General features: G+C 62.4%; 17 protein-coding genes. 11 read left to right on the top strand and 6 right to left on the bottom strand.

Annotated elements, in window-relative coordinates:
* Nucleotides 1–9: 9 nt before the first annotated feature.
* Nucleotides 10–1,044: an aldo/keto reductase gene (locus ACNQOP_RS08080; protein WP_235520962.1), complete on the top strand. Its 1,035-nt coding sequence runs from the start codon at nt 10–12 to the stop codon at nt 1,042–1,044.
* A 164-nt stretch (nt 1,045–1,208) separates the two neighbouring features.
* The gene (locus ACNQOP_RS08075; RefSeq protein ID WP_416404026.1) at nt 1,209–2,318 is read left to right on the top strand and encodes a sulfite oxidase; all 1,110 of its coding nucleotides are present in this window, start codon (nt 1,209–1,211) and stop codon (nt 2,316–2,318) included.
* A 1-nt stretch (nt 2,319) separates the two neighbouring features.
* On the opposite strand, the gene ACNQOP_RS08070 is transcribed toward ACNQOP_RS08075, so the two are convergent.
* Nucleotides 2,320–3,711, bottom strand: coding sequence for an MATE family efflux transporter (locus ACNQOP_RS08070; RefSeq protein WP_416404024.1), 1,392 nt, complete (start codon nt 3,709–3,711; stop codon nt 2,320–2,322).
* A 366-nt stretch (nt 3,712–4,077) separates the two neighbouring features.
* Here ACNQOP_RS08070 and ACNQOP_RS08065 point away from each other — a divergent pair, with 366 nt between their 5' ends.
* The 3 genes from ACNQOP_RS08065 (at nt 4,078) to ACNQOP_RS08055 (ending at nt 6,169) form a co-directional block, all read left to right on the top strand.
* On the top strand, nt 4,078–4,455 hold the full coding sequence (locus tag ACNQOP_RS08065; RefSeq protein ID WP_018779945.1) for an RNA-binding S4 domain-containing protein: 378 nt from the start codon (nt 4,078–4,080) through the stop codon (nt 4,453–4,455).
* A gap of 159 nt (nt 4,456–4,614) precedes the next feature.
* The gene (locus ACNQOP_RS08060; RefSeq protein ID WP_416404021.1) at nt 4,615–5,226 is read left to right on the top strand and encodes a DUF6318 family protein; all 612 of its coding nucleotides are present in this window, start codon (nt 4,615–4,617) and stop codon (nt 5,224–5,226) included.
* 46 nt (nt 5,227–5,272) lie between these two features.
* Nucleotides 5,273–6,169 carry a hypothetical protein gene (locus ACNQOP_RS08055; protein ID WP_416404019.1) on the top strand — a complete coding sequence of 299 codons (897 nt, stop codon included), beginning with the start codon at nt 5,273–5,275 and terminating at the stop codon, nt 6,167–6,169.
* Nucleotides 6,170–6,489: 320 nt separating this feature from the next.
* On the opposite strand, the gene ACNQOP_RS08050 is transcribed toward ACNQOP_RS08055, so the two are convergent.
* From ACNQOP_RS08050 to ACNQOP_RS08040, 3 genes are all read right to left on the bottom strand, one after another.
* On the bottom strand, nt 6,490–6,951 hold the full coding sequence (locus ACNQOP_RS08050) for a DUF3817 domain-containing protein (protein ID WP_235520971.1): 462 nt from the start codon (nt 6,949–6,951) through the stop codon (nt 6,490–6,492).
* An 82-nt stretch (nt 6,952–7,033) separates the two neighbouring features.
* The gene (locus ACNQOP_RS08045) at nt 7,034–7,642 is read right to left on the bottom strand and encodes a hypothetical protein (RefSeq protein WP_416404017.1); all 609 of its coding nucleotides are present in this window, start codon (nt 7,640–7,642) and stop codon (nt 7,034–7,036) included.
* An 80-nt stretch (nt 7,643–7,722) separates the two neighbouring features.
* Nucleotides 7,723–8,229 (bottom strand): hypothetical protein, encoded by a 507-nt coding sequence (locus ACNQOP_RS08040; RefSeq protein WP_416404015.1) that lies wholly within the window; start codon nt 8,227–8,229, stop codon nt 7,723–7,725.
* Between the two features lie 92 nt (nt 8,230–8,321).
* Here ACNQOP_RS08040 and ACNQOP_RS08035 point away from each other — a divergent pair, with 92 nt between their 5' ends.
* From ACNQOP_RS08035 to ACNQOP_RS08015, 5 genes are all read left to right on the top strand, one after another.
* Complete coding sequence (locus ACNQOP_RS08035) at nt 8,322–9,050, top strand: FadR/GntR family transcriptional regulator (protein ID WP_257370818.1); 729 nt, start codon at nt 8,322–8,324, stop codon at nt 9,048–9,050.
* Entirely contained in the window at nt 9,047–10,069 is a 1,023-nt protein-coding gene (locus ACNQOP_RS08030; protein WP_416404013.1) for an asparaginase, read from the top strand. The genes ACNQOP_RS08035 and ACNQOP_RS08030 overlap by 4 nt, the downstream gene beginning before the upstream one ends.
* 13 nt (nt 10,070–10,082) lie before the next feature.
* A complete protein-coding gene (locus ACNQOP_RS08025; RefSeq protein ID WP_257370816.1) occupies nt 10,083–11,498 on the top strand; it encodes an aspartate ammonia-lyase in 1,416 nt (471 codons plus the stop codon).
* Nucleotides 11,499–11,642: 144 nt separating this feature from the next.
* Complete coding sequence (locus ACNQOP_RS08020) at nt 11,643–13,151, top strand: amino acid permease (protein WP_257370815.1); 1,509 nt, start codon at nt 11,643–11,645, stop codon at nt 13,149–13,151.
* Nucleotides 13,152–13,275: 124 nt separating this feature from the next.
* Nucleotides 13,276–13,947, top strand: coding sequence for a FadR/GntR family transcriptional regulator (locus ACNQOP_RS08015; RefSeq protein WP_416404010.1), 672 nt, complete (start codon nt 13,276–13,278; stop codon nt 13,945–13,947).
* Here the strand turns inward: ACNQOP_RS08015 and ACNQOP_RS08010 are convergent.
* Nucleotides 13,944–14,909, bottom strand: coding sequence for an aldo/keto reductase (locus tag ACNQOP_RS08010; RefSeq protein WP_416404008.1), 966 nt, complete (start codon nt 14,907–14,909; stop codon nt 13,944–13,946). The two genes, ACNQOP_RS08015 and ACNQOP_RS08010, sit on opposite strands and share 4 nt — an antisense overlap.
* Before the next feature lie 37 nt (nt 14,910–14,946).
* The gene (locus ACNQOP_RS08005; RefSeq protein WP_416404007.1) at nt 14,947–16,245 is read right to left on the bottom strand and encodes an alpha-L-fucosidase; all 1,299 of its coding nucleotides are present in this window, start codon (nt 16,243–16,245) and stop codon (nt 14,947–14,949) included.
* A gap of 192 nt (nt 16,246–16,437) precedes the next feature.
* On the opposite strand from ACNQOP_RS08005, the gene ACNQOP_RS08000 reads away from it, so the two are divergent.
* Nucleotides 16,438–17,346 (top strand): fumarylacetoacetate hydrolase family protein, encoded by a 909-nt coding sequence (locus tag ACNQOP_RS08000; protein WP_416404005.1) that lies wholly within the window; start codon nt 16,438–16,440, stop codon nt 17,344–17,346.
* Nucleotides 17,347–17,380: the final 34 nt, after the last annotated feature.

Raw genomic sequence — 17,380 nt, 5'->3', positions numbered from 1 at the left:
GAAGCCACCATGAGCCTCAACGAGCTACGTACGCTTGGGCGCACTGGCGCCCTGATCAGCCCCCTCACCTTGGGCACCCTGAACTTCGGCACCGGCGCCGCACCTACGGGTCCGGCCGAGAGCATCCGCATCATCAAGGCCGCCCTTGACGCCGGCATCACCAGCGTCGACACAGCCGACATCTACTCGCAGGGAGAAGCCGAGACAGTTGTGGGCCAAGCTATCCACAGCCGGCGCGACGACGTTTTCCTTGCCACGAAGTTCCATGGCCAGATGGGATCCAACCCTGCGCACGCCGGCAATTCCCGGAGGTGGATAGTCCGGGCTGTGGAGGACAGCTTGCGGCGCCTGAATACCGACCGCATCGACCTCTACCAGGCGCATCGGCCGGACTACAACACCGACCTCCTTGAGACAATCACCGCACTCAACGACCTCATCCGACAGGGCAAGATCCTGTACTACGGCACCTCTGTGTTCAGCCCGGCACAGCTTGTTGAGGCCCAGTGGATCGCCAACACCAACCACCTGACGCCGCCCGTGGTCGACCAGGTTCCGTACTCTCTGTTGGTGCGTGCCAACGAACGCGACGTCTTCCCCATCACCCAGCAATACGGCGTCGGCGTTTTGAGTTACGGACCGCTCGACGGCGGGTGGCTGGCCGGAGGCTACCGCGTCGGCTCCGGACAGCCGGAAAGTTCGCGATTCTCCGCTCTTCCCGGCCGGTTCGACGTTAACGCTCCGTTCAACCAGGGCAAGCTGCACGCCGCCGATGCCTTGGCCCAGCTGGCAGCCAGGCACGGATTGACCCTGATCCAACTCGCTGTTGCCTTTGCACTGAACCACCCTGCCGTGACCAGTGTGATTATCGGGCCACGCACCGAGGACCACCTGACCGACTACCTCAAGGCAGCGGACGTGGTCCTGAGCGAGTCTGTTTTGGATGAAATCGACGACATCGTGGCGCCCGCCGTCAACTTCCTGGAACGCGACGCCGGCACCGTCGCGCCGCACCTTGAATACCCGGAACTACGACGCCGGTAGTCACTTTCCGTTGTGGGGCCCGCTCTGCAGGGTGTTGGGGTGATTTTCCCTGATCAGCGGGCCCCGCAACGAGCTATTGACGGAGTTCTGCCCGCGGCGTGATCCTTGTCCTAGGTGCTGCGGCACTCCGCAGCGTTTAGCTCCCAGTAGAACGCCGCCGTCCCATGTCCGATCACCACGTCAAGCAAAAAGCCCCCACTTCAGGGCAGCCCACTTCCGGGCAGCCCACCGACGGTCCGCTGACCCACGAAGAGCTGCAGCTCTCCGGACGGAACCATTCCATGCCATTGGAGGCCCTGCACGACGACATCACACCCGCCGGCCTTCATTACCTGCTCATCCACTTCGACATCCCCCATGTGTCCGCAGAGAACTGGCGCTTGCGGTTGGACGGTTCTTTCCAACGCGGCCTTGAGTTGAGCCTGGATGACATCAAAGCCAGGCCCTCCGTCACCATGCCTGTTACCTTGGAGTGCGCCGGAAATGGGCGCTCGCTCCTGCAGCCGCGTCCCCTAAGCCAGCCCTGGGGTCTGGGAGCAGTGGGTACCGCGGAGTGGACGGGAACTCCCTTGGCACCCCTGTTGGAGGAAGCGGGTTTGGCGAGTGACGCCGTCGAACTTGTCTTTACCGGTGCCGACAGCGGCATCCAAAGCGGGGTCGAAGAGCCATACGCGCGCAGCCTTTCGATCGCTGAGGCGATGCATCCCGAAGTCATGCTGGTATATGCCATGAACGGAAATCCCTTGCCGCTACAGCACGGATTCCCCTTGAGGTTGCTGGTGCCCGGCTGGTATGGAATGGCGAGCGTGAAGTGGTTGACGTCGATCCAAGCTGTGACATCGCGGTTCATGGGATTCCAGCAGGCGGTCGCGTATCACTACCTGCAGGGACCCGACGGGCCGGGCCTGCCTGTGACGCATATCCGTGTGCGCTCCCTGATGATTCCTCCCGGCATTCCCGATTTCTTCACGCGTCGCCGCGTAGTGGACGCCGGTCCAGTGATGCTGCATGGGCGAGCATGGTCCGGTCACGGCGAAGTGGAGCGGGTCGAAGTGGGGATCGACGGCGAATGGATGCCCGCGCACTTGGAACCGGCGCTGGGTGATTTTGCGTGGCGTTCGTGGTCCATGGTGTGGGTCGCGAGCCCGGGAGAGCACGTACTGCGGTGCCGGGCGATGGATACGTCGGGTGCGCTGCAACCCACGGAACAGGTGTGGAATTACCAGGGCATCGGGAACAACATGGCGCAGCGCGTAGAGGTGACGGTGCGGTAGTTCAGGACCCTCCGATGAGCCGGTACCCGAGCTGCCGGGTCCGCATGCTGTACGTCAGGGCCAGCAGAAGCGATGCGGCAGCTGCGGACGCAACAGCCACCAGCGCCGATTCCCAGACCAGGATCCCGACGACGGCGATCGGAATGGTTACCAGATACGTGACGACCGTTGATGGCAAGGACAGCCATGCAGCCCGTTGTTCCACCGTCAGGATCTCGCCGCACAGATTTTCCACGACGTAGGCGGGAACCGCGATGAGGTACGCGGCAGTCAATGTCCAGACGAGACCGACTTCAACCTGGTCACCGCCCAAAAACTTGGCAAGGACCGGGACGGCCACTGCCACGACTCCAGCGGCGATGAAACTCGGCCAGACAACGTACTTGCGCGAACGTTGCACTACGGCGTGGGCATCCTGCTGGCTGCGACCCCGGGAGTATCCGACAAAGACGCCGACGGCGCCAAGGGTCGCTTGCGGTACCCGGCAGTAGAGGGTCCAGATTCTCGTCGCCACCGCTGCAGCGGCGACAGTGCCTACGTCCAAACGGCTGATCAGCATAAAGGGCACCACGGCTGCGGCGTAGCTATTCATCTGCCTTAGTCCGACGCCAAGGCTCGTCGTGAACATCTCCCGGGTCAATGGAAGGATCCGCTGTTGCTTAGCACCCGCGGCGCGCTCACCTCGGGATCGGGAGAAATGCCGGGCGAGGACGACAAACCCGCAGGCAGCAGTCAGAACCTGGGCGAGAACTGTCGCTATGGCCACTGCCATCACCGGATTGGCTGCCAGCACTTTCAGCGGGCCGTAAACCAGAGCCGCATTGAGGGCCGCGTTCAGCACAAATACTGTGGCGATGAGGATTATCGAAGCGCGTTGTCGTCCCACAATGCGCAGGGTGATCGAAACAGCGGCCAAGGCCAACGTAAACGGAATGCCAATCATTCGCACCGTCAAGTAGTCGGTCGCAATAGCAGCCACAGTCGGCTCAGAGCCCACAACATCGAATATCAGCGGAACAATCCGGCTGACCAGCAGACCGGCAGCAGTCCAAACGGCGGCGACCAAAAGCAGGCCAGCAAACAATGTGGGCAATAGCTTGCCGGCGTCGTCGCGTCCCTCGGCACGGGCCAATTTCACAGCAAAAACGTCGACGATGCCCGCAAAGAAGGCCATAAACAGTGCGGTCACCAGATCGCCCAGACCTATGCCGGCCACCATGAGCACCCCAAACGGTGCCACGAAGGCGAGGTCAATGGCCCCGTTTCCCGCGCTCAGGAGATCGACTGCGAACATGGTCCCAGCCAAGGAAGTGAACGTCCGCGGCGAAAGGATGGTGTGGGAGGCAGCCCCCGGCGCCGCCGTATCCTCCGTTGAACTGACCTGTTTCGACATCAGCTCAGCTTGCTGCCAGCTGCTGCCGCACTGACGGAAGTAAGGAAATTCTCATAGTTCTTGTCAATTACTTATTCCATTCGATCAAAGACTAATTGAACTCCAGCTATATGTACTGGTCAGTACGGGAAACACGCTAACACATGGGTTGAGCCCGAAACCGGAGGTCCCCTGGATTGCATTATTAGGCGTCGCGGCAATAACTCCTTGCATTGGAATTGGACGCAGAGCCCTTCCATGCAGGATTCATTGTCCAGCTATATGAATTATTGAATTGCTGCAAGTCATATCACTCGTGGGCCCTCGTAGGGCCTCAGATGGCTTGTCCGCCGTGCACAGATCCCTGTCATCGGGGACAATTCATGGATGAGCATCCCGTCGTCGTCCCCAGCGAACGTCCGCGTCGACGCCTGGCTTTGGGCGATCCGCGCCTACAAGACCCGGTCCGCCGCTACTGCCGCCTGCCGCGCCGGGCACATCCGGATCAACGGAAACCCGGTAAAAGCTTCGCAAAGCGTGATCATCGGCGACACCATCCGCGTGCGTGAATCCGGATGGGAACGGATCCTTGAGGTGCGGCGGCTCATCGCGAAGCGTGTCGGAGCCGAAGCTGCCTCGCACTGCTTCACAGACCACACGCCCCCTCGGCCGGTGGCCCCCAAGCTCGGACTGCCCCAGCGCGATCGCGGCGCTGGCCGGCCCACCAAGAAGGACCGCCGGGACATGGAGAAGCTGCGGGGATAGCTCTTGCGGCGGTTTTCCACAGGCCGCATTTTCTGACATGAAACCTTCACCTGCCCCGGCCTAGACTGACCGGCACACCGCCGAACAGCTGCTGGGGAGCCTGTCATGTCTCGCGTTTCACGTGCTACTTTTTCGTCTTCGAATGCCCGGACTTTCGTCGTGGGCATCGTCCTTGTGTTGCTGCTGGGCGGCTGCCAGGGCGGCCCAACTCCCAGCGAGCCACCCTCCGCCACAAGCACGACGACGGCGCCACCCGCCTCGAGCGCGACCACCCCCATTGCTTCAGCTGCTTCGAGCTCTTCCGGTGCGTACAGGCCGGCTGATGCGAAAGGCAAGGCCCAGAATGTGCCTGTCCCCGTGATGCCGGAGCTCGCGAAGGAGAACTCGAAGGCGGGATTGGAGGCGTTTATCGGGTACTACTACGCGGTCGCAAATTACGCGAGTGAGACCGGAGACATCACCGAACTTGAGGCCTTGAGCGATCCTGCCTGCGGTGTTTGCACGAGTTTGAATCGCGCACCGCTGGACAGCTACAGAGATGGTCGTTGGATGGTTGGTGGTCGAGTTCGCATACCGACGATTGAGATGCAATGGGACCCAACGGAAACTTCCCATCTGGCCAAGGTCCAACTTCTACAGGACGAAATCTCCTACTACAACGCAGACGGAACCATGGGCCGCCCGGCAGACAAAGCGACAAACGATGCCTTCGTTTTTGTTGCGTCCTATCAATCAGCTTGGAAGTTGGTGGATACGGGTGTTATCCGCTGACAAATCCCGATTCCTACTGGGAGCTCTCACTGTGGCCCTAACCATAATGGGCGCGACCCCACATGCGCGGTCAACTGAGACGTCTGATACCTGGGGCAGCGCTAACAGACAGGCGAAGACTGTCGACTTCGGAGCTGTATGGAGCCTTGATCCAGTAACAGGACAGCTGGCGCCCAGCCTCACCGGCACGGCTCCGGGCACCGAGGACCCGAACCAGTACATGGCCGATGTCCACTGCCGCTCGGGTGGTTCGGACACCCCGGACAAAGGCTGCCTCACCCTGGACTGCCCACCGAAAACACTCGACAGCGAACCAGGCACACCAGTGATCTGGCGGCAAGCCCCCAAATCAATCACCAACCCTGTCTGGACCGACTACCCCACCGTCAGCGGACCAACCTGCCTCTACAACACCAAACCCGAAAACGTCCTGGCCAACATCGCAGCCCGGATCCTCAACGACTTCCGCCAACTACCCATCTACCCAGGAACCCTCCAAGCCCAACCCTTCCCCAACACCCTCAAAGGCGGACCCACCAACTTCTACACCACACCCAAACAACAAACCTTCGACATCACCATCCTCGGCCAAAACATCCACCTCACCGCAACACCAACCAACTACACCTACAACTACGGCGACGGCACCACCCTCGGCCCCACACCCCAAGCCGGATACCCCATCCCCCAAAACCAATGGCTCACCACCAACACCCGCAGCAGCCACACCTACACCCAAACCGGGAACTACCCCACCACACTCACCACCACCTACAGCGGAACCTACTCCGTCAACAACGGCCCACCCCTACCCATCAACGGAACCCTCACCCTCACCACACCACCCACAACCATCCACGTCTGGAAAACAGAAAAAGCCCTCGTCGCCGACACCTGCGACCAAAACCCCACATCATGGGGCTGCCCACAAACGGCCAAGTAGCAGGACAGCACTACCGACTGGGCGGTCACCTGATGCCGTCATGCCCAAAATCGGCAGCTTCAGACCAGTCCTTGGACCGTCCATACCAACAAGCCCCTAGGGAGAAGAACCCGCGATGATACGACATTTCAATGCCCGTTTTTCGGTCTCTACCCGCGTGAAGTCGGCCATTGTGGCATTGGCAAGTGTGCTTCTTTTGAGCGCATGCCGGGACTGTGTCCCGCCGTCGGTGTCGGAGCCTGCCGATGGGGCCTCGACCAACGTTTGCGTCCGGCCCTCCAAGGAAGACACGGGATTTCATCGTTTTGGCCGATAAAGGGTCAGGAGAACCAGGTACCTGGAGGGCCCATGAAGAGCAGGAAGCTAAAGACCACTCCCACGGCCACGAGCGTCACCAGCACAGCGAGGATCGGATTCCTCAATACCCAAGCCTGGGTCTTTTCCAAACCACCGCGCGGGTCCTCTCCCCCAGCGACCAAGCGCCAGCCTCCGGCAAGGAGACCGCGACGGTCCAGCGACTTCTCCATGGGGACCGTGGCATAGGGAATGACTGCCGAGAGGATCGCGAGCAGGCCAGTGCGGGTGGACCATTTTTGGTTGATCCAGGTGAAGGCAGCCGTGGCGGCATAGCAAAGGAACACGAATCCATGGATGCCGCCAGCGATGCTCACGCCCACGTCTGTGGTGCGGGTGACGTACTTAAGGAAGAGCCCAATCAGCAACAGCGTCCACGTCACGGCCTCGGCAAAAGCGACGGTACGGAACAGGGTGCGCGGCTGCATGGGAGTCCTCAGGTAGAAAACGGGAGACGCATCATATTCTACGGGCTGTAGAACTTCCCGTGCGTCAACTCCCAACAACAATTCATTTTGCCGAGGGCAGCGCCTGCCTGTTCCGGATCCGGGAATCACCAAACTCAATTGCCACAGGAGCTATTTCGATAGGCTCTTCGTGTCGGGATCTTGCCTTGCCGACGGCAATATGGGGCAGCCACCGCGGTGATCTGTAGCCCAAGGCAGGTGAGCTGAGAATAAAGTCGTCGATGTTGTCGAGGCCAAGATCGTCCAGAAGCACGTGGAGCCCCTGAACCAAAAGGGCCTGATAATCGTGGACTTCTTGGGGTACGTCCACTTCCAGGCCCATCAGCCGCCCGCCGCCCAAGGGGATCAGTCGGCCCGACTTTCCAAGGAAACCTCCCAGAACCGGCAGTTCGGTCAGCCAGCTCACGATTTCCGGAAGCACCTTATCCGCCGTCGAGAGTCCTCTGGTCCAAGCCTCAATGTCCGCCACCAAGTGGTCCAGGACGCCGACGTGCAACAGTGTCATATGCAGTCCCGACGGCTTGCGCAGTGAGTCGACAAAGCGGTTGAGTCCCTCATAGTCGGCAAGTCCGGCGCCAACGCGAAGGGCCGGAACCTCAACTGTAATGCGCGGTCCCGCTGGTCTGCCGCGGGTGGGATCACTGGCGGTCATGACCACATTATGCGCCAGATGCGAAGCGAGCGGCAGGCCGACGGCGGCGCCCGCCAGCCGCCGCCGTCGAACGTTGGTCCTTACTTCCTGGAGCGCGCCTGGACAAGGTTGGCAAACGGAAGCCGGCCAAAAGTGGCCACAAAATCAGCGTGATAGGCGGCTTCGGCCGCGTTGACCTCGGACGCGGGGAGTTCCTTCCAGGCGATCACCAGGTCGAGGGCGTCCCGCAACTGCCAGATGAGCCGCGCATCCCACACGACGGTCGGACGCCCACGGCCGTAGTCCATGAACTCCTGGATCTGTTTGCGAAGCCCTCGGTTGCCCTGGCTGCCGGCGCTGGCTTTGCCCACGTAGAGCACGGAAGCTTCCGGGAGCCACTCGGCTTCCAGCGCTTCCCGTTTGAGGGAGGGGTCCTTCTTCTTGAATGTCCCTGCAGTGCTCTTGCTAAGGAATGCGGGCTCAAAATCCGCTGGGCGGAGCACCACAAAGATGCCGGGTCCCTGGGGAATCCGCATGGGATCGAGTTCGTCGAGCGGCCTGAACCCGGTGAAGCCATCGGCGGTGAGGGACTTTTTGGTGAAGAGCATGGTCCATTGTGCTTGGCCACGGATTATCACCAAACCGTGAAGCGGTTCTTTCAGCGTTGACAGTGCCTTGTGACCCGTGCCATATTCAAAGCGTGAACCTGTCAGACAGCCGGACAGCTGGACAACCCGAGTTCCCGGGCAATGCCGCTGCGCACACCCCGATCTCCCGCATTTCCGCAGCTGAAGCGGTCTTCGCGGCCCTGAGGCGTGCCATCGAGGGCGGCCAGTTCGACGTCGGCACCAAGTTGAGCTCCGAGGCGACGCTCGCCGCCCAGTACGGTGTGAGCCGCTCAGTCATCCGGGAGGCCTTGAGGTCCTGCAACACCTTGGGCCTGACCATGACCAAAACCGGCAAGGGCACGTTCATTGTGGCCAACAAGGTCGCTAACGACCTTACCTTGGGACAGTACAGCGCACGCGATCTTAACGAAGCACGTCCCCACATCGAGATCCCGGCCGCCGGGCTCGCGGCTCAACGGAGGACCGACGAGGAACTCGAGCACCTCAAGGACATTGTCCAGGAAATGCTCAACGAGACCGATCCCGAGGCCTGGGTCAACCTCGACGCCACTTTCCACTCCGCCGTAGCCCGCGCCAGCGGAAACCGGGTGTTCGCCAGCGTTGTTTCAGACATCCGCGAGGCTTTGGCCCACCAGTCCGAAACCCTCAACCTTGTGGCGGACCGGCAGCACCGCTCCGACGAGGAGCACCTCGCAGTGCTCAACGCCATCGAAGCCGGCGACTCCGAAGCCGCCAGCAAGGCAATGGCCGACCACCTTCAGGCCGTCAGCGTCGCCCTGGACACGATCCTCAGCAAATGACCCACCCAAAGGACACCATGACCGTCCCAGCAGCACGGGCCCATCAGGCCGAGGCGCGGAATGCGCCCAACCACGTTCCGCTCGTCGAGGTAACCCGCGACGGGTTGGTGGAGAGCATCCATTACGGCTCGCTGGTCGCCTTGAACGAAGACGGCAGCACAGCAGCATCAGCAGGTGAGCCGGATGCGCCGATGTACCCGCGTTCAAGCCTGAAGCCGCTCCAGGCGGTTGCACTCCTTAAAGCCGGGTTGGACATCCCGGAGAACCTTCTGGCGCTCACGGCAGCAAGCCACTCGGGGGCAGAAATGCACCGCAGCGGCGCCCAGGAAATCCTGAAGCTGCATGGCCTTAACGAAAAGGACCTGGCCAACAGCACCGACCTTCCGTACGGGGTGAAGGAGCGCGAGGAATGGCTTCGCGCCGGCAACGGTCCCACCCAGATCGCGCAGAACTGCTCCGGTAAGCACGCGTCCATGACCGCCGTTTGCGTCATCAATGGCTGGCCTGTGGAGGGGTACTTGCACCCGGAGCACCCCTTGCAGGTCCTGGTCCGCGACACCATTACCGAACTCACCGGCGAGGAAGCCGCGGCGGTCAGCACTGACGGCTGCGGAACACCGCTTTTTGCCCACTCGCTGCACGGAATGGCCCGGGCGTACGGTCGTCTGGCCGCCGCGGACGCGGACACCAACGAGGGCAAGGTGGCGCACGCCATGCGCCGTTTTCCGGAGATGGTCGCCGGTGAAGGCCGCGATGTCACGGCTTTGATGCGCGCCGTCCCGGGACTGCTTGCGAAGGACGGCTTTGAAGGCCTCCAGCTGGTGGGACTCCCCGACGGCACGGGCGTCGCCGTGAAGATTTCCGACGGCGGTGATCGCGCCCGCATGCCCGTCACCGTTGAGGTCCTCCGCCACTTGGGTGTCGACGGTGGCAGCTTGGACACGCTTCAAAGCCCACCTGTACTGGGCGGCGGCCTTCCGGTCGGCGAGCTCCGTGCAGCCCAAATTTTCAACAACTAAACCAAGGACAGCTATGACCACCGTCGATCAGGCGATCCCCCTCCGTTCCGAACACGACCTTCTGGGCGACCGCAATGTACCCGCGGACGCCTACTGGGGCGTCCATACCCTCCGCGCCATCGAGAACTTCCCCATCACGGGGCAGCCGCTCTCCACCAACAAGCACCTTGTCAGGGGCCTGGCCGCTGTGAAGCAAGCCGCAGCCCGCACCAACCACGAGCTCGGACTCCTGGATGCCGAGCGCGCAGGGGCCATTGAGCAAGCCTGCCAGGACATCATGGACGGCATGCTGCAGGACCAGTTCATGGTGGACGTGATCCAGGGCGGCGCCGGCACCAGCTCCAACATGAATGCCAACGAGGTCATCGCCAACCGTGCGCTGGAAATCCTGGGCCACCCCAAGGGCGACTACTCCAAGCTGCACCCGAACGACCACGTCAACCTGAGCCAGTCCACCAACGACGTCTACCCAACAGCGGTGAACCTGGCCACGATCTTCTCGGTCAAGGAACTGCTGGAGGCCCTCGAGGAGCTCGAGGTGGCCTTCGCCGAAAAGGGCCGTGAGTTCCGAACCGTGGTGAAGATGGGCCGCACCCAGCTGCAGGATGCAGTCCCCATGACGTTGGGCCAGGAATTCGGCGGCTACGCCGTCACCATCGGCGAGGACCGGGCCCGCCTGGACGAGTCGCACATGCTCATCCACGAGATCAACCTGGGGGCAACCGCCATCGGAACGGGCTTGAACGCTCCGGCCGGCTACGCGGACGCTGCATGCCGCCACCTGGCAGAGATCACCGGCCTTCCTTTGCTCACGGCCGCGGACCTGATCGAGGCCACCCAGGATGTTGGCGCTTTCGTGCACCTCTCCGGTGTGCTCAAGCGCGTGGCTGTGAAGCTTTCCAAGATTTGCAACGACCTCCGCTTGCTGTCCTCGGGACCGCGTGCGGGTTTGGGCGAGATCAACCTTCCGGCTGTGCAGTCCGGTTCGTCGATCATGCCCGGCAAGATCAATCCGGTGATCCCGGAAGTGGTCAGCCAGGTGGCTTACGAGGTCATCGGCAACGATGTAACCGTCACCATGGCCGCGGAGGCGGGCCAGCTTCAGCTGAACGCCTTCGAGCCGATCATTGTGCACAGCCTGCACAAGAGCATTTCCCACCTGGAAGCAGCGTGCCGCACCCTTACGGCCCGCTGTGTCCGGGGCATCACCGCAAACACCGAACGGCTACGGCTTACCGTGGAGCAGTCGATCGGCCTTGTCACGGCATTGAACCCCCATATCGGTTACGCCTCCGCCACTGCTATTGCGCAGGAGGCACTGGCAACGGGCAAGGGCGTTGCAGAGCTCGTTCTGGAACATGGTCTGCTGACCGCGTCCCAGCTCGAAGAACTGCTCAGCCCTGAACGTCTGGCGAATCTGAGCAAATAGGCTCAAACTGGCCAATAAACCCAGCGGCTTCCGCCAGCCGTTACGCCCCATGAGGCATACCCCCACGCGGCACTGTCCAGCGAGCCCGGATCCCGAACCGGGCACTCCCATGGACACCCCAACAGGACACCCCTAAGGATTCCAATGACCAACCCCATCACGGACCACACGGTCCCGGCCCAAGCGCATGCCACCGAGAAATCCCTCCACAAGGAGGACTCCGGCTACCACAAGGACCTGAAGCCGCGCCAGATCCAAATGATCGCGATCGGTGGCGCCATCGGCACCGGCCTGTTCCTGGGCGCCGGCGGCCGGCTCAACGCAGCTGGCCCGTCCCTCGTCATCGCCTACGCAGTCTGCGGCTTTTTCGCCTTCCTGATCCTTCGCGCACTCGGTGAACTCGTTCTGCACCGCCCGTCGTCGGGATCCTTCGTCTCCTACGCCCGTGAGTTCTACGGTGAGAAGGCAGCCTTCGTCTCGGGCTGGTTCTACTGGATCAACTGGGCCACCACCACGATTGTGGACATCACGGCAGCCGCACTGTACATGAACTTCTTCGGAAAGTACGTCCCGTGGATGGGCGCCGTTCCACAGTGGGCCTGGGCCCTGATCGCGTTGGTCGTCGTCCTTAGCCTCAACCTGGTATCGGTGAAGGTCTTCGGCGAAATGGAGTTCTGGTTCGCGCTGATCAAGGTGGCCGCGCTGGTGGCCTTCCTCCTGGTTGGCACCTACTTCGTCATCTTCGGTACCCCTGTTGATGGCCAGACGGTCGGTTTCAGCCTCATTTCCGATAACGGCGGCATCTTCCCGAACGGCATCCTGCCCATGATCATCCTCATGCAGGGTGTGCTGTTCGCTTACGCTTCCATCGAGCTCGTGGGTACCGCCGCCGGTGAAACGCCCAACCCTGAGAAGATCATGCCCAAGGCCATCAACTCCGTGGTCTTCCGTATCGCAGTGTTCTACGTTGGCTCGGTCATCCTGCTCGCCCTGCTTCTCCCGTACACCTCGTACCAGAAGGGCGTCAGCCCGTTCGTGACGTTCTTCGGGTCCATCGGCGTCCAGGGCGTGGATGTCATCATGAACCTCGTGGTCCTCACCGCTGCCCTGTCGTCACTGAACGCCGGGCTCTACTCCACGGGCCGCATCCTTCGCTCCATGTCGGTGGCCGGTTCGGCCCCTAAGTTCGCACAGCGCATGAACAAGGCAGGCGTTCCTTACGGCGGCATCGCCATCACCGCCGGCGTCTCGCTCCTCGGTGTTCCGCTGAACTACCTCGTCCCGTCCGACGCCTTCGAAATCGTCCTTAACGTCGCCTCCGTAGGCATCATCGTCACCTGGGCCACCATCGTCCTGTGCCAGATGCAACTGAAACGCTGGTCCGACAAGGGCTGGGTGAAGCGCCCGTCCTTCCGGCTTTTCGGAGCTCCGTACACGGGTTGGCTGTCCTTGATCTTCCTTGCCGGCGTGCTGGTCATGGTGTTCATCGAGTCGCCGCTCACCATGCTGGTCACCGCAATCGCCTGTGGCCTCATGGTCTGGGGCTGGTTCCTGTGCCGCAAGCAGATCCATGAGCTTGCCGCCACCCGCGATGGTTACACCGGCAGCGCGCCGGTTATCGCCAACCGCCCCCTCCCGGGCGGCGACAGGTAACAAACGCCAACTCACGACGGCGGCACCCGGGTTCCTTACCAGCGGAACCCAGGTGCCGCCGTCGTAGCTTAACGCCCTTCGCGGCGTAAGCAGACATCCGATCATTGGTGGCTACTATTGGTCCATGGCTGTCACAGATGAGGCGATCAGCAAGATCAAAGACATGCTGATCCGTGGGGAACTCAAGGCCGGCGATCGACTTCCGCCGGAAAAGGAACTGAGCGAAAGGCTCGGACTTTCAAGGAGTTCACTGCGCGAAGCGGTCAAAGCCCTGGAGCTGATCCGCGTGCTGGACGTCCGCCGCGGCGATGGAACCTACGTGACCAGCCTCGACGCCAAACTCCTCAACGAGGCCGTGGCGTTCGTGGTGGACCTGCACCAGGACCGGTCCATCCTTGAGCTCTTCGAGGTCCGACGAATCCTTGAACCGGCCACCGCACACTTGGCAGCCGGGAAAATCACCGCCGAAGATCTCAAGAGGCTTCGCGGCACCATGGCTGGCATCGACGAGAACACGGACGTCGAGGAGCTCGTGGCCCACGACCTCGAGTTCCACAGCATCATCACGGCAGCCGCGGGAAACGACTACCTCGGCAGCCTCCTCGAAGCCCTGTCGAGCAGCACGGTGCGGGCCAGGATCTGGCGGGGGCTGACCCAGGAGAAGGCTGTCGCCCACACCCTGTCCGAGCATCGGGCCATCACGGACGCTTTGGAGCGCGGTGATGCGGAATTGGTGCGGGCATTGGCCACCGTGCACATCAGCGGCGTGGAGAACTGGTTGCGCCAGGCGCTCTAACCGCCGGACTGGGTGTCACCGCCAACGGCCGCCAGGGCGTCCCACAGCTCTTCGGGAACAGACTCCTCCATCCGCGCGGCGTTCGAGGCTACCTGTTCGGGAGAGGTCGCCCCGGCCGTCACGTTCACCACGGCCGGATGGCGCAGCGGGAACTGGAGCGCCGCCGTCGGAAGTTCCACCCCGAAGTCGCGGCAAACTTCCGCCAGGCGTCGCGCCCGCTCCAATACGTGTGGCGGCGCCTGATCGTAGTTGTAGTGCGCATCGTCCGGGAGGTCTGCGCGGGCCAAGAGGCCCGAGTTGTAGACGCCAACATTGACGACGCCGGTGCGGCGCTCCACACAGCGCTCCAGGAGCGGAACCGTGGGCTGCTCCAGTAGCGTGTAGCGGCCAGCGAGCATGACGAGGTCCAGGTCGGCGGCCTCGACGCATTCCAATGCCGCCTCGGCCGAGTTGAGGCCAACGCCGATGGCTTTGACGACGCCTTCGGACCGTAGCTTTTCCAAAGTCGGCAGCCCCTGCGTGATCCCTTCCCGGAGATCGTGGACGTCGGCATCGTGGAGATAGGCGATGTCCACGTGGGTGAGGCCCAGCCGGTCCAGCGAATCCTCGATGCTGCCGCGAATGCCCGCCTCGGAGAAGTCCCACACGCGCTTGGCGGTAGCTGGAACGTCGAAGCCCTCCGGATCCTGGCCACCGGCAGCGTTCGGCTCGAGCAGCCGGCCCACCTTGGTGGAGATCACGAAGTCGTCCCTCGGCTTGTCCCGGAGGACCGCGCCCAAACGTTGCTCCGAGAGGCCCAAGCCGTAGTGCGGAGCCGTATCGAAGTACCGGATGCCCGCGTCCCAGGCAGCGAGAACGGTGGCAAGGGCTTCCCCGTCCGGGATGGCCCGGTACAGGTTACCGATGCCCGCCCCGCCGAAACCGAGCTTGCCGAGGTTCAGTGGTGTCAAGGCAACTCCCATACTTTGTGGATACCCCAATCCTCCCCCGGGCAAACCGCTAAGCGCGATCCGCCCGCTCACCCGGCTTCAGGAACAGTTCAATCACCGGAACCGCGACGTCGGGCCGCTGGACCGGGAGTTTCACGGTCAACGTTCCGGGAGGCTGGCCGCCAGGGGTCAAGTTCATTGCCTGCTGCTGGGGATCGACTTCACGGAGGAACACCTCGGAAGCGTCATTCAGCAACTGCGCGTACTCGACCTTGCCGGCCAGGCCCGGGAGATGGACGTACTCGAACGGCCACGCGAAGAGGTGCACGTAGAGCCGGTCACCGCGCTGCGTGTAGCGGGCATCCGGCGGGGCTGTGAATGCCGAGGCCCCGGCGCCGTAGATGGAGCGGGAGTGCAACGTCATCCACTCGCCAATTCCTTCCAGCGAGGCCAATGCCCGGGGATCGATGCCGCCCCTCCCTGTCGGGCCGACGTTCAGGAGCAGGTTGCCGCCCTTGGACACCCCGTCAACGAGCATCCGGATGAGCATATCCACGGACTTGTAGTCGAGGTTGTCGCGGTCGTAGCCCCAGCTGCCATTGAGGGTCTGGCACGCCTCCCAGGTGACCGGGACGCCGTCGAGCATCATGGGGCCGGCGGGCTGGTACTGTTCCGGCGTGATGAAGTCTCCCGGTATATCCAGCCGGTCATTGACGATGATTCCGGGCTGCAACTCCCGCACCATGGCCAGCAGGGCCTCGGAGTCCCAGTCCTTCCGGCCTTTGCCGCCCCAGAACTCCTCCTGCCCTAGCCCTGCGTAGGAAAAGTCGAAAAACAGGTAGTCGATAGTGCCGTAGTTGCTCAGGAGCTCCCTCACTTGACCATGCAGGTACTCCCGGTAGCGGGCCATGTCCCGTCCGCTGTTCAAACTCTCGACGTCGGGTGCGTTGCGTTGCGGGTGCACCCCGTCGATGGTGAAGTCCGGGTGGTGCCAATCGATGAGCGAGTGGTAGAAACCGACCTTCAGTCCCTCGGCCCTGAGCGCTTCGACGTACGGGGCGATCAGGTCCCGGCCCGCGGGCGTGTTGGTGGCCTTGTACTCGGTCAGCGCCGAGTCCCATAAGCAAAAGCCGTCATGGTGCTTGGTGGTGAGGACCACGTACTTCATACCCGCGGAACGGGCGACACGGGCCCATTCACGGGGATCGTAAAGATCCGGATCAAAGCGCCGGAAGTACTGTTCATAGGCTTCAACACTGATTTCCTCCCGGTTCATCACCCACTCATGCCGGGCAGGGAGCGCATAGAGTCCCCAGTGCACGAACATCCCCAAACGGGCCTCTTCAAACCATGGTGCGTGCTGGATCAACGGGTTTCCTTCCATGCAGGGCTGTTCGGAAAGCTGAGTATCACGGTGCTCATGCGGCTCCTGAGGTACGTCCAGATTCCCACCGACACTAAACATCTGATGTATTACTTGTCAACGGGTCACATTTCCGAAGCAGGGACGACCCCACCACACTAGAGTTCGGATGTTAGTCCCGAACGCACGGAGGAAGCCATGACCTTGAAATTCGCCAGGCTGGGCACAGCCGGAAACGAACAACCGGCAGTCATCGCCCAGGACGCCGACGGAACCGAGAAATACTTCAGCCTCGCGGCCCTGACCAACGACATCGACGGCGGTTTCCTCGCCTCGGACGGCATCGCACGCACCCGTAAGGCCCTGAACAAAGTCGAACTCCCCGAAATCTCTGCGGTGGGCCTTCGCGTCGGTGCACCCGTGGCCCGGCCCGGCTCCGTGGTGGCCATCGGCCTGAACTACACCGCCCACGCAGCCGAATCCGGCGCAACTCCGCCCGAGGAGCCCGTGGTGTTCCTCAAGCCGAGCAACACCATAGTCGGCCCTTTCGACGCCGCCCCCATCCCGCCGTCGTCGGAAAAGTACGACTACGAAGTGGAGCTGGCAATCGTGATCGGCCGGGAAGCGTCATACCTTTCCTCCCCTGAGGAGGCGGAAAGCTGCATCGCAGGCTACGCAGTGGCAAACGACCTCTCCGAGCGCGACTACCAAATCCCGGGCGCAGCCGGACAATGGACCAAGGGCAAATCCCTCCCGGCCTCCACTCCCCTGGGCCCGTGGCTGGTCCCCGCCGCCGACATCGACCCGGACAGCCTGCGCCTCCAGACCGAGGTCAACGGCGAATCCCGCCAGGACTCCAGCACCTCGGACATGATCTTCGACCCCGCCACGATCGTCCACCACCTCAGCCAGTACATGGTCCTTGAACCCGGCGACGTAGTCATCACGGGAACGCCCGAAGGAGTAGCCATGTCCGGCCGGTTCCCCTTCATCCAGCCCGGTGACGTGGTGGAGGTGGAAATTGAGGGCCTGGGACGCCAGCGCCAGGAGTACTTCCGAGCCACGGCACGCAGCACCCCAGGAGTGCGGTTGCATCCCGTTTCGTAACGCAACGGGGGCGCAACCTTCGGCAGCAGTGATT

The sequence above is a fragment of the Arthrobacter sp. LFS091 genome (assembly GCF_047977885.1).
Lineage (GTDB): Bacteria > Actinomycetota > Actinomycetes > Actinomycetales > Micrococcaceae > Arthrobacter.
Note: the sequence above shows the minus strand (reverse complement) of the source record. Positions and strands in the feature narration are given on the sequence as shown.

What these genes read in the sequence shown, in the direction of transcription:
- ACNQOP_RS08080 (WP_235520962.1), top strand. Translation starts at nt 10, where the DNA reads ATGAGCCTCAACGAGCTACGTACGCTTGGGCGCACTGGCGCCCTGATC.
- ACNQOP_RS08075 (WP_416404026.1), top strand. Translation starts at nt 1,209, where the DNA reads ATGTCCGATCACCACGTCAAGCAAAAAGCCCCCACTTCAGGGCAGCCC.
- ACNQOP_RS08070 (WP_416404024.1), bottom strand. Translation starts at nt 3,711, where the DNA reads ATGTCGAAACAGGTCAGTTCAACGGAGGATACGGCGGCGCCGGGGGCT.
- ACNQOP_RS08065 (WP_018779945.1), top strand. Translation starts at nt 4,078, where the DNA reads ATGAGCATCCCGTCGTCGTCCCCAGCGAACGTCCGCGTCGACGCCTGG.
- ACNQOP_RS08055 (WP_416404019.1), top strand. Translation starts at nt 5,273, where the DNA reads ATGGGCGCGACCCCACATGCGCGGTCAACTGAGACGTCTGATACCTGG.
- ACNQOP_RS08050 (WP_235520971.1), bottom strand. Translation starts at nt 6,951, where the DNA reads ATGCAGCCGCGCACCCTGTTCCGTACCGTCGCTTTTGCCGAGGCCGTG.
- ACNQOP_RS08045 (WP_416404017.1), bottom strand. Translation starts at nt 7,642, where the DNA reads ATGACCGCCAGTGATCCCACCCGCGGCAGACCAGCGGGACCGCGCATT.
- ACNQOP_RS08040 (WP_416404015.1), bottom strand. Translation starts at nt 8,229, where the DNA reads ATGCTCTTCACCAAAAAGTCCCTCACCGCCGATGGCTTCACCGGGTTC.
- ACNQOP_RS08030 (WP_416404013.1), top strand. Translation starts at nt 9,047, where the DNA reads ATGACCCACCCAAAGGACACCATGACCGTCCCAGCAGCACGGGCCCAT.
- ACNQOP_RS08025 (WP_257370816.1), top strand. Translation starts at nt 10,083, where the DNA reads ATGACCACCGTCGATCAGGCGATCCCCCTCCGTTCCGAACACGACCTT.
- ACNQOP_RS08020 (WP_257370815.1), top strand. Translation starts at nt 11,643, where the DNA reads ATGACCAACCCCATCACGGACCACACGGTCCCGGCCCAAGCGCATGCC.
- ACNQOP_RS08015 (WP_416404010.1), top strand. Translation starts at nt 13,276, where the DNA reads ATGGCTGTCACAGATGAGGCGATCAGCAAGATCAAAGACATGCTGATC.
- ACNQOP_RS08010 (WP_416404008.1), bottom strand. Translation starts at nt 14,909, where the DNA reads ATGGGAGTTGCCTTGACACCACTGAACCTCGGCAAGCTCGGTTTCGGC.
- ACNQOP_RS08000 (WP_416404005.1), top strand. Translation starts at nt 16,438, where the DNA reads ATGACCTTGAAATTCGCCAGGCTGGGCACAGCCGGAAACGAACAACCG.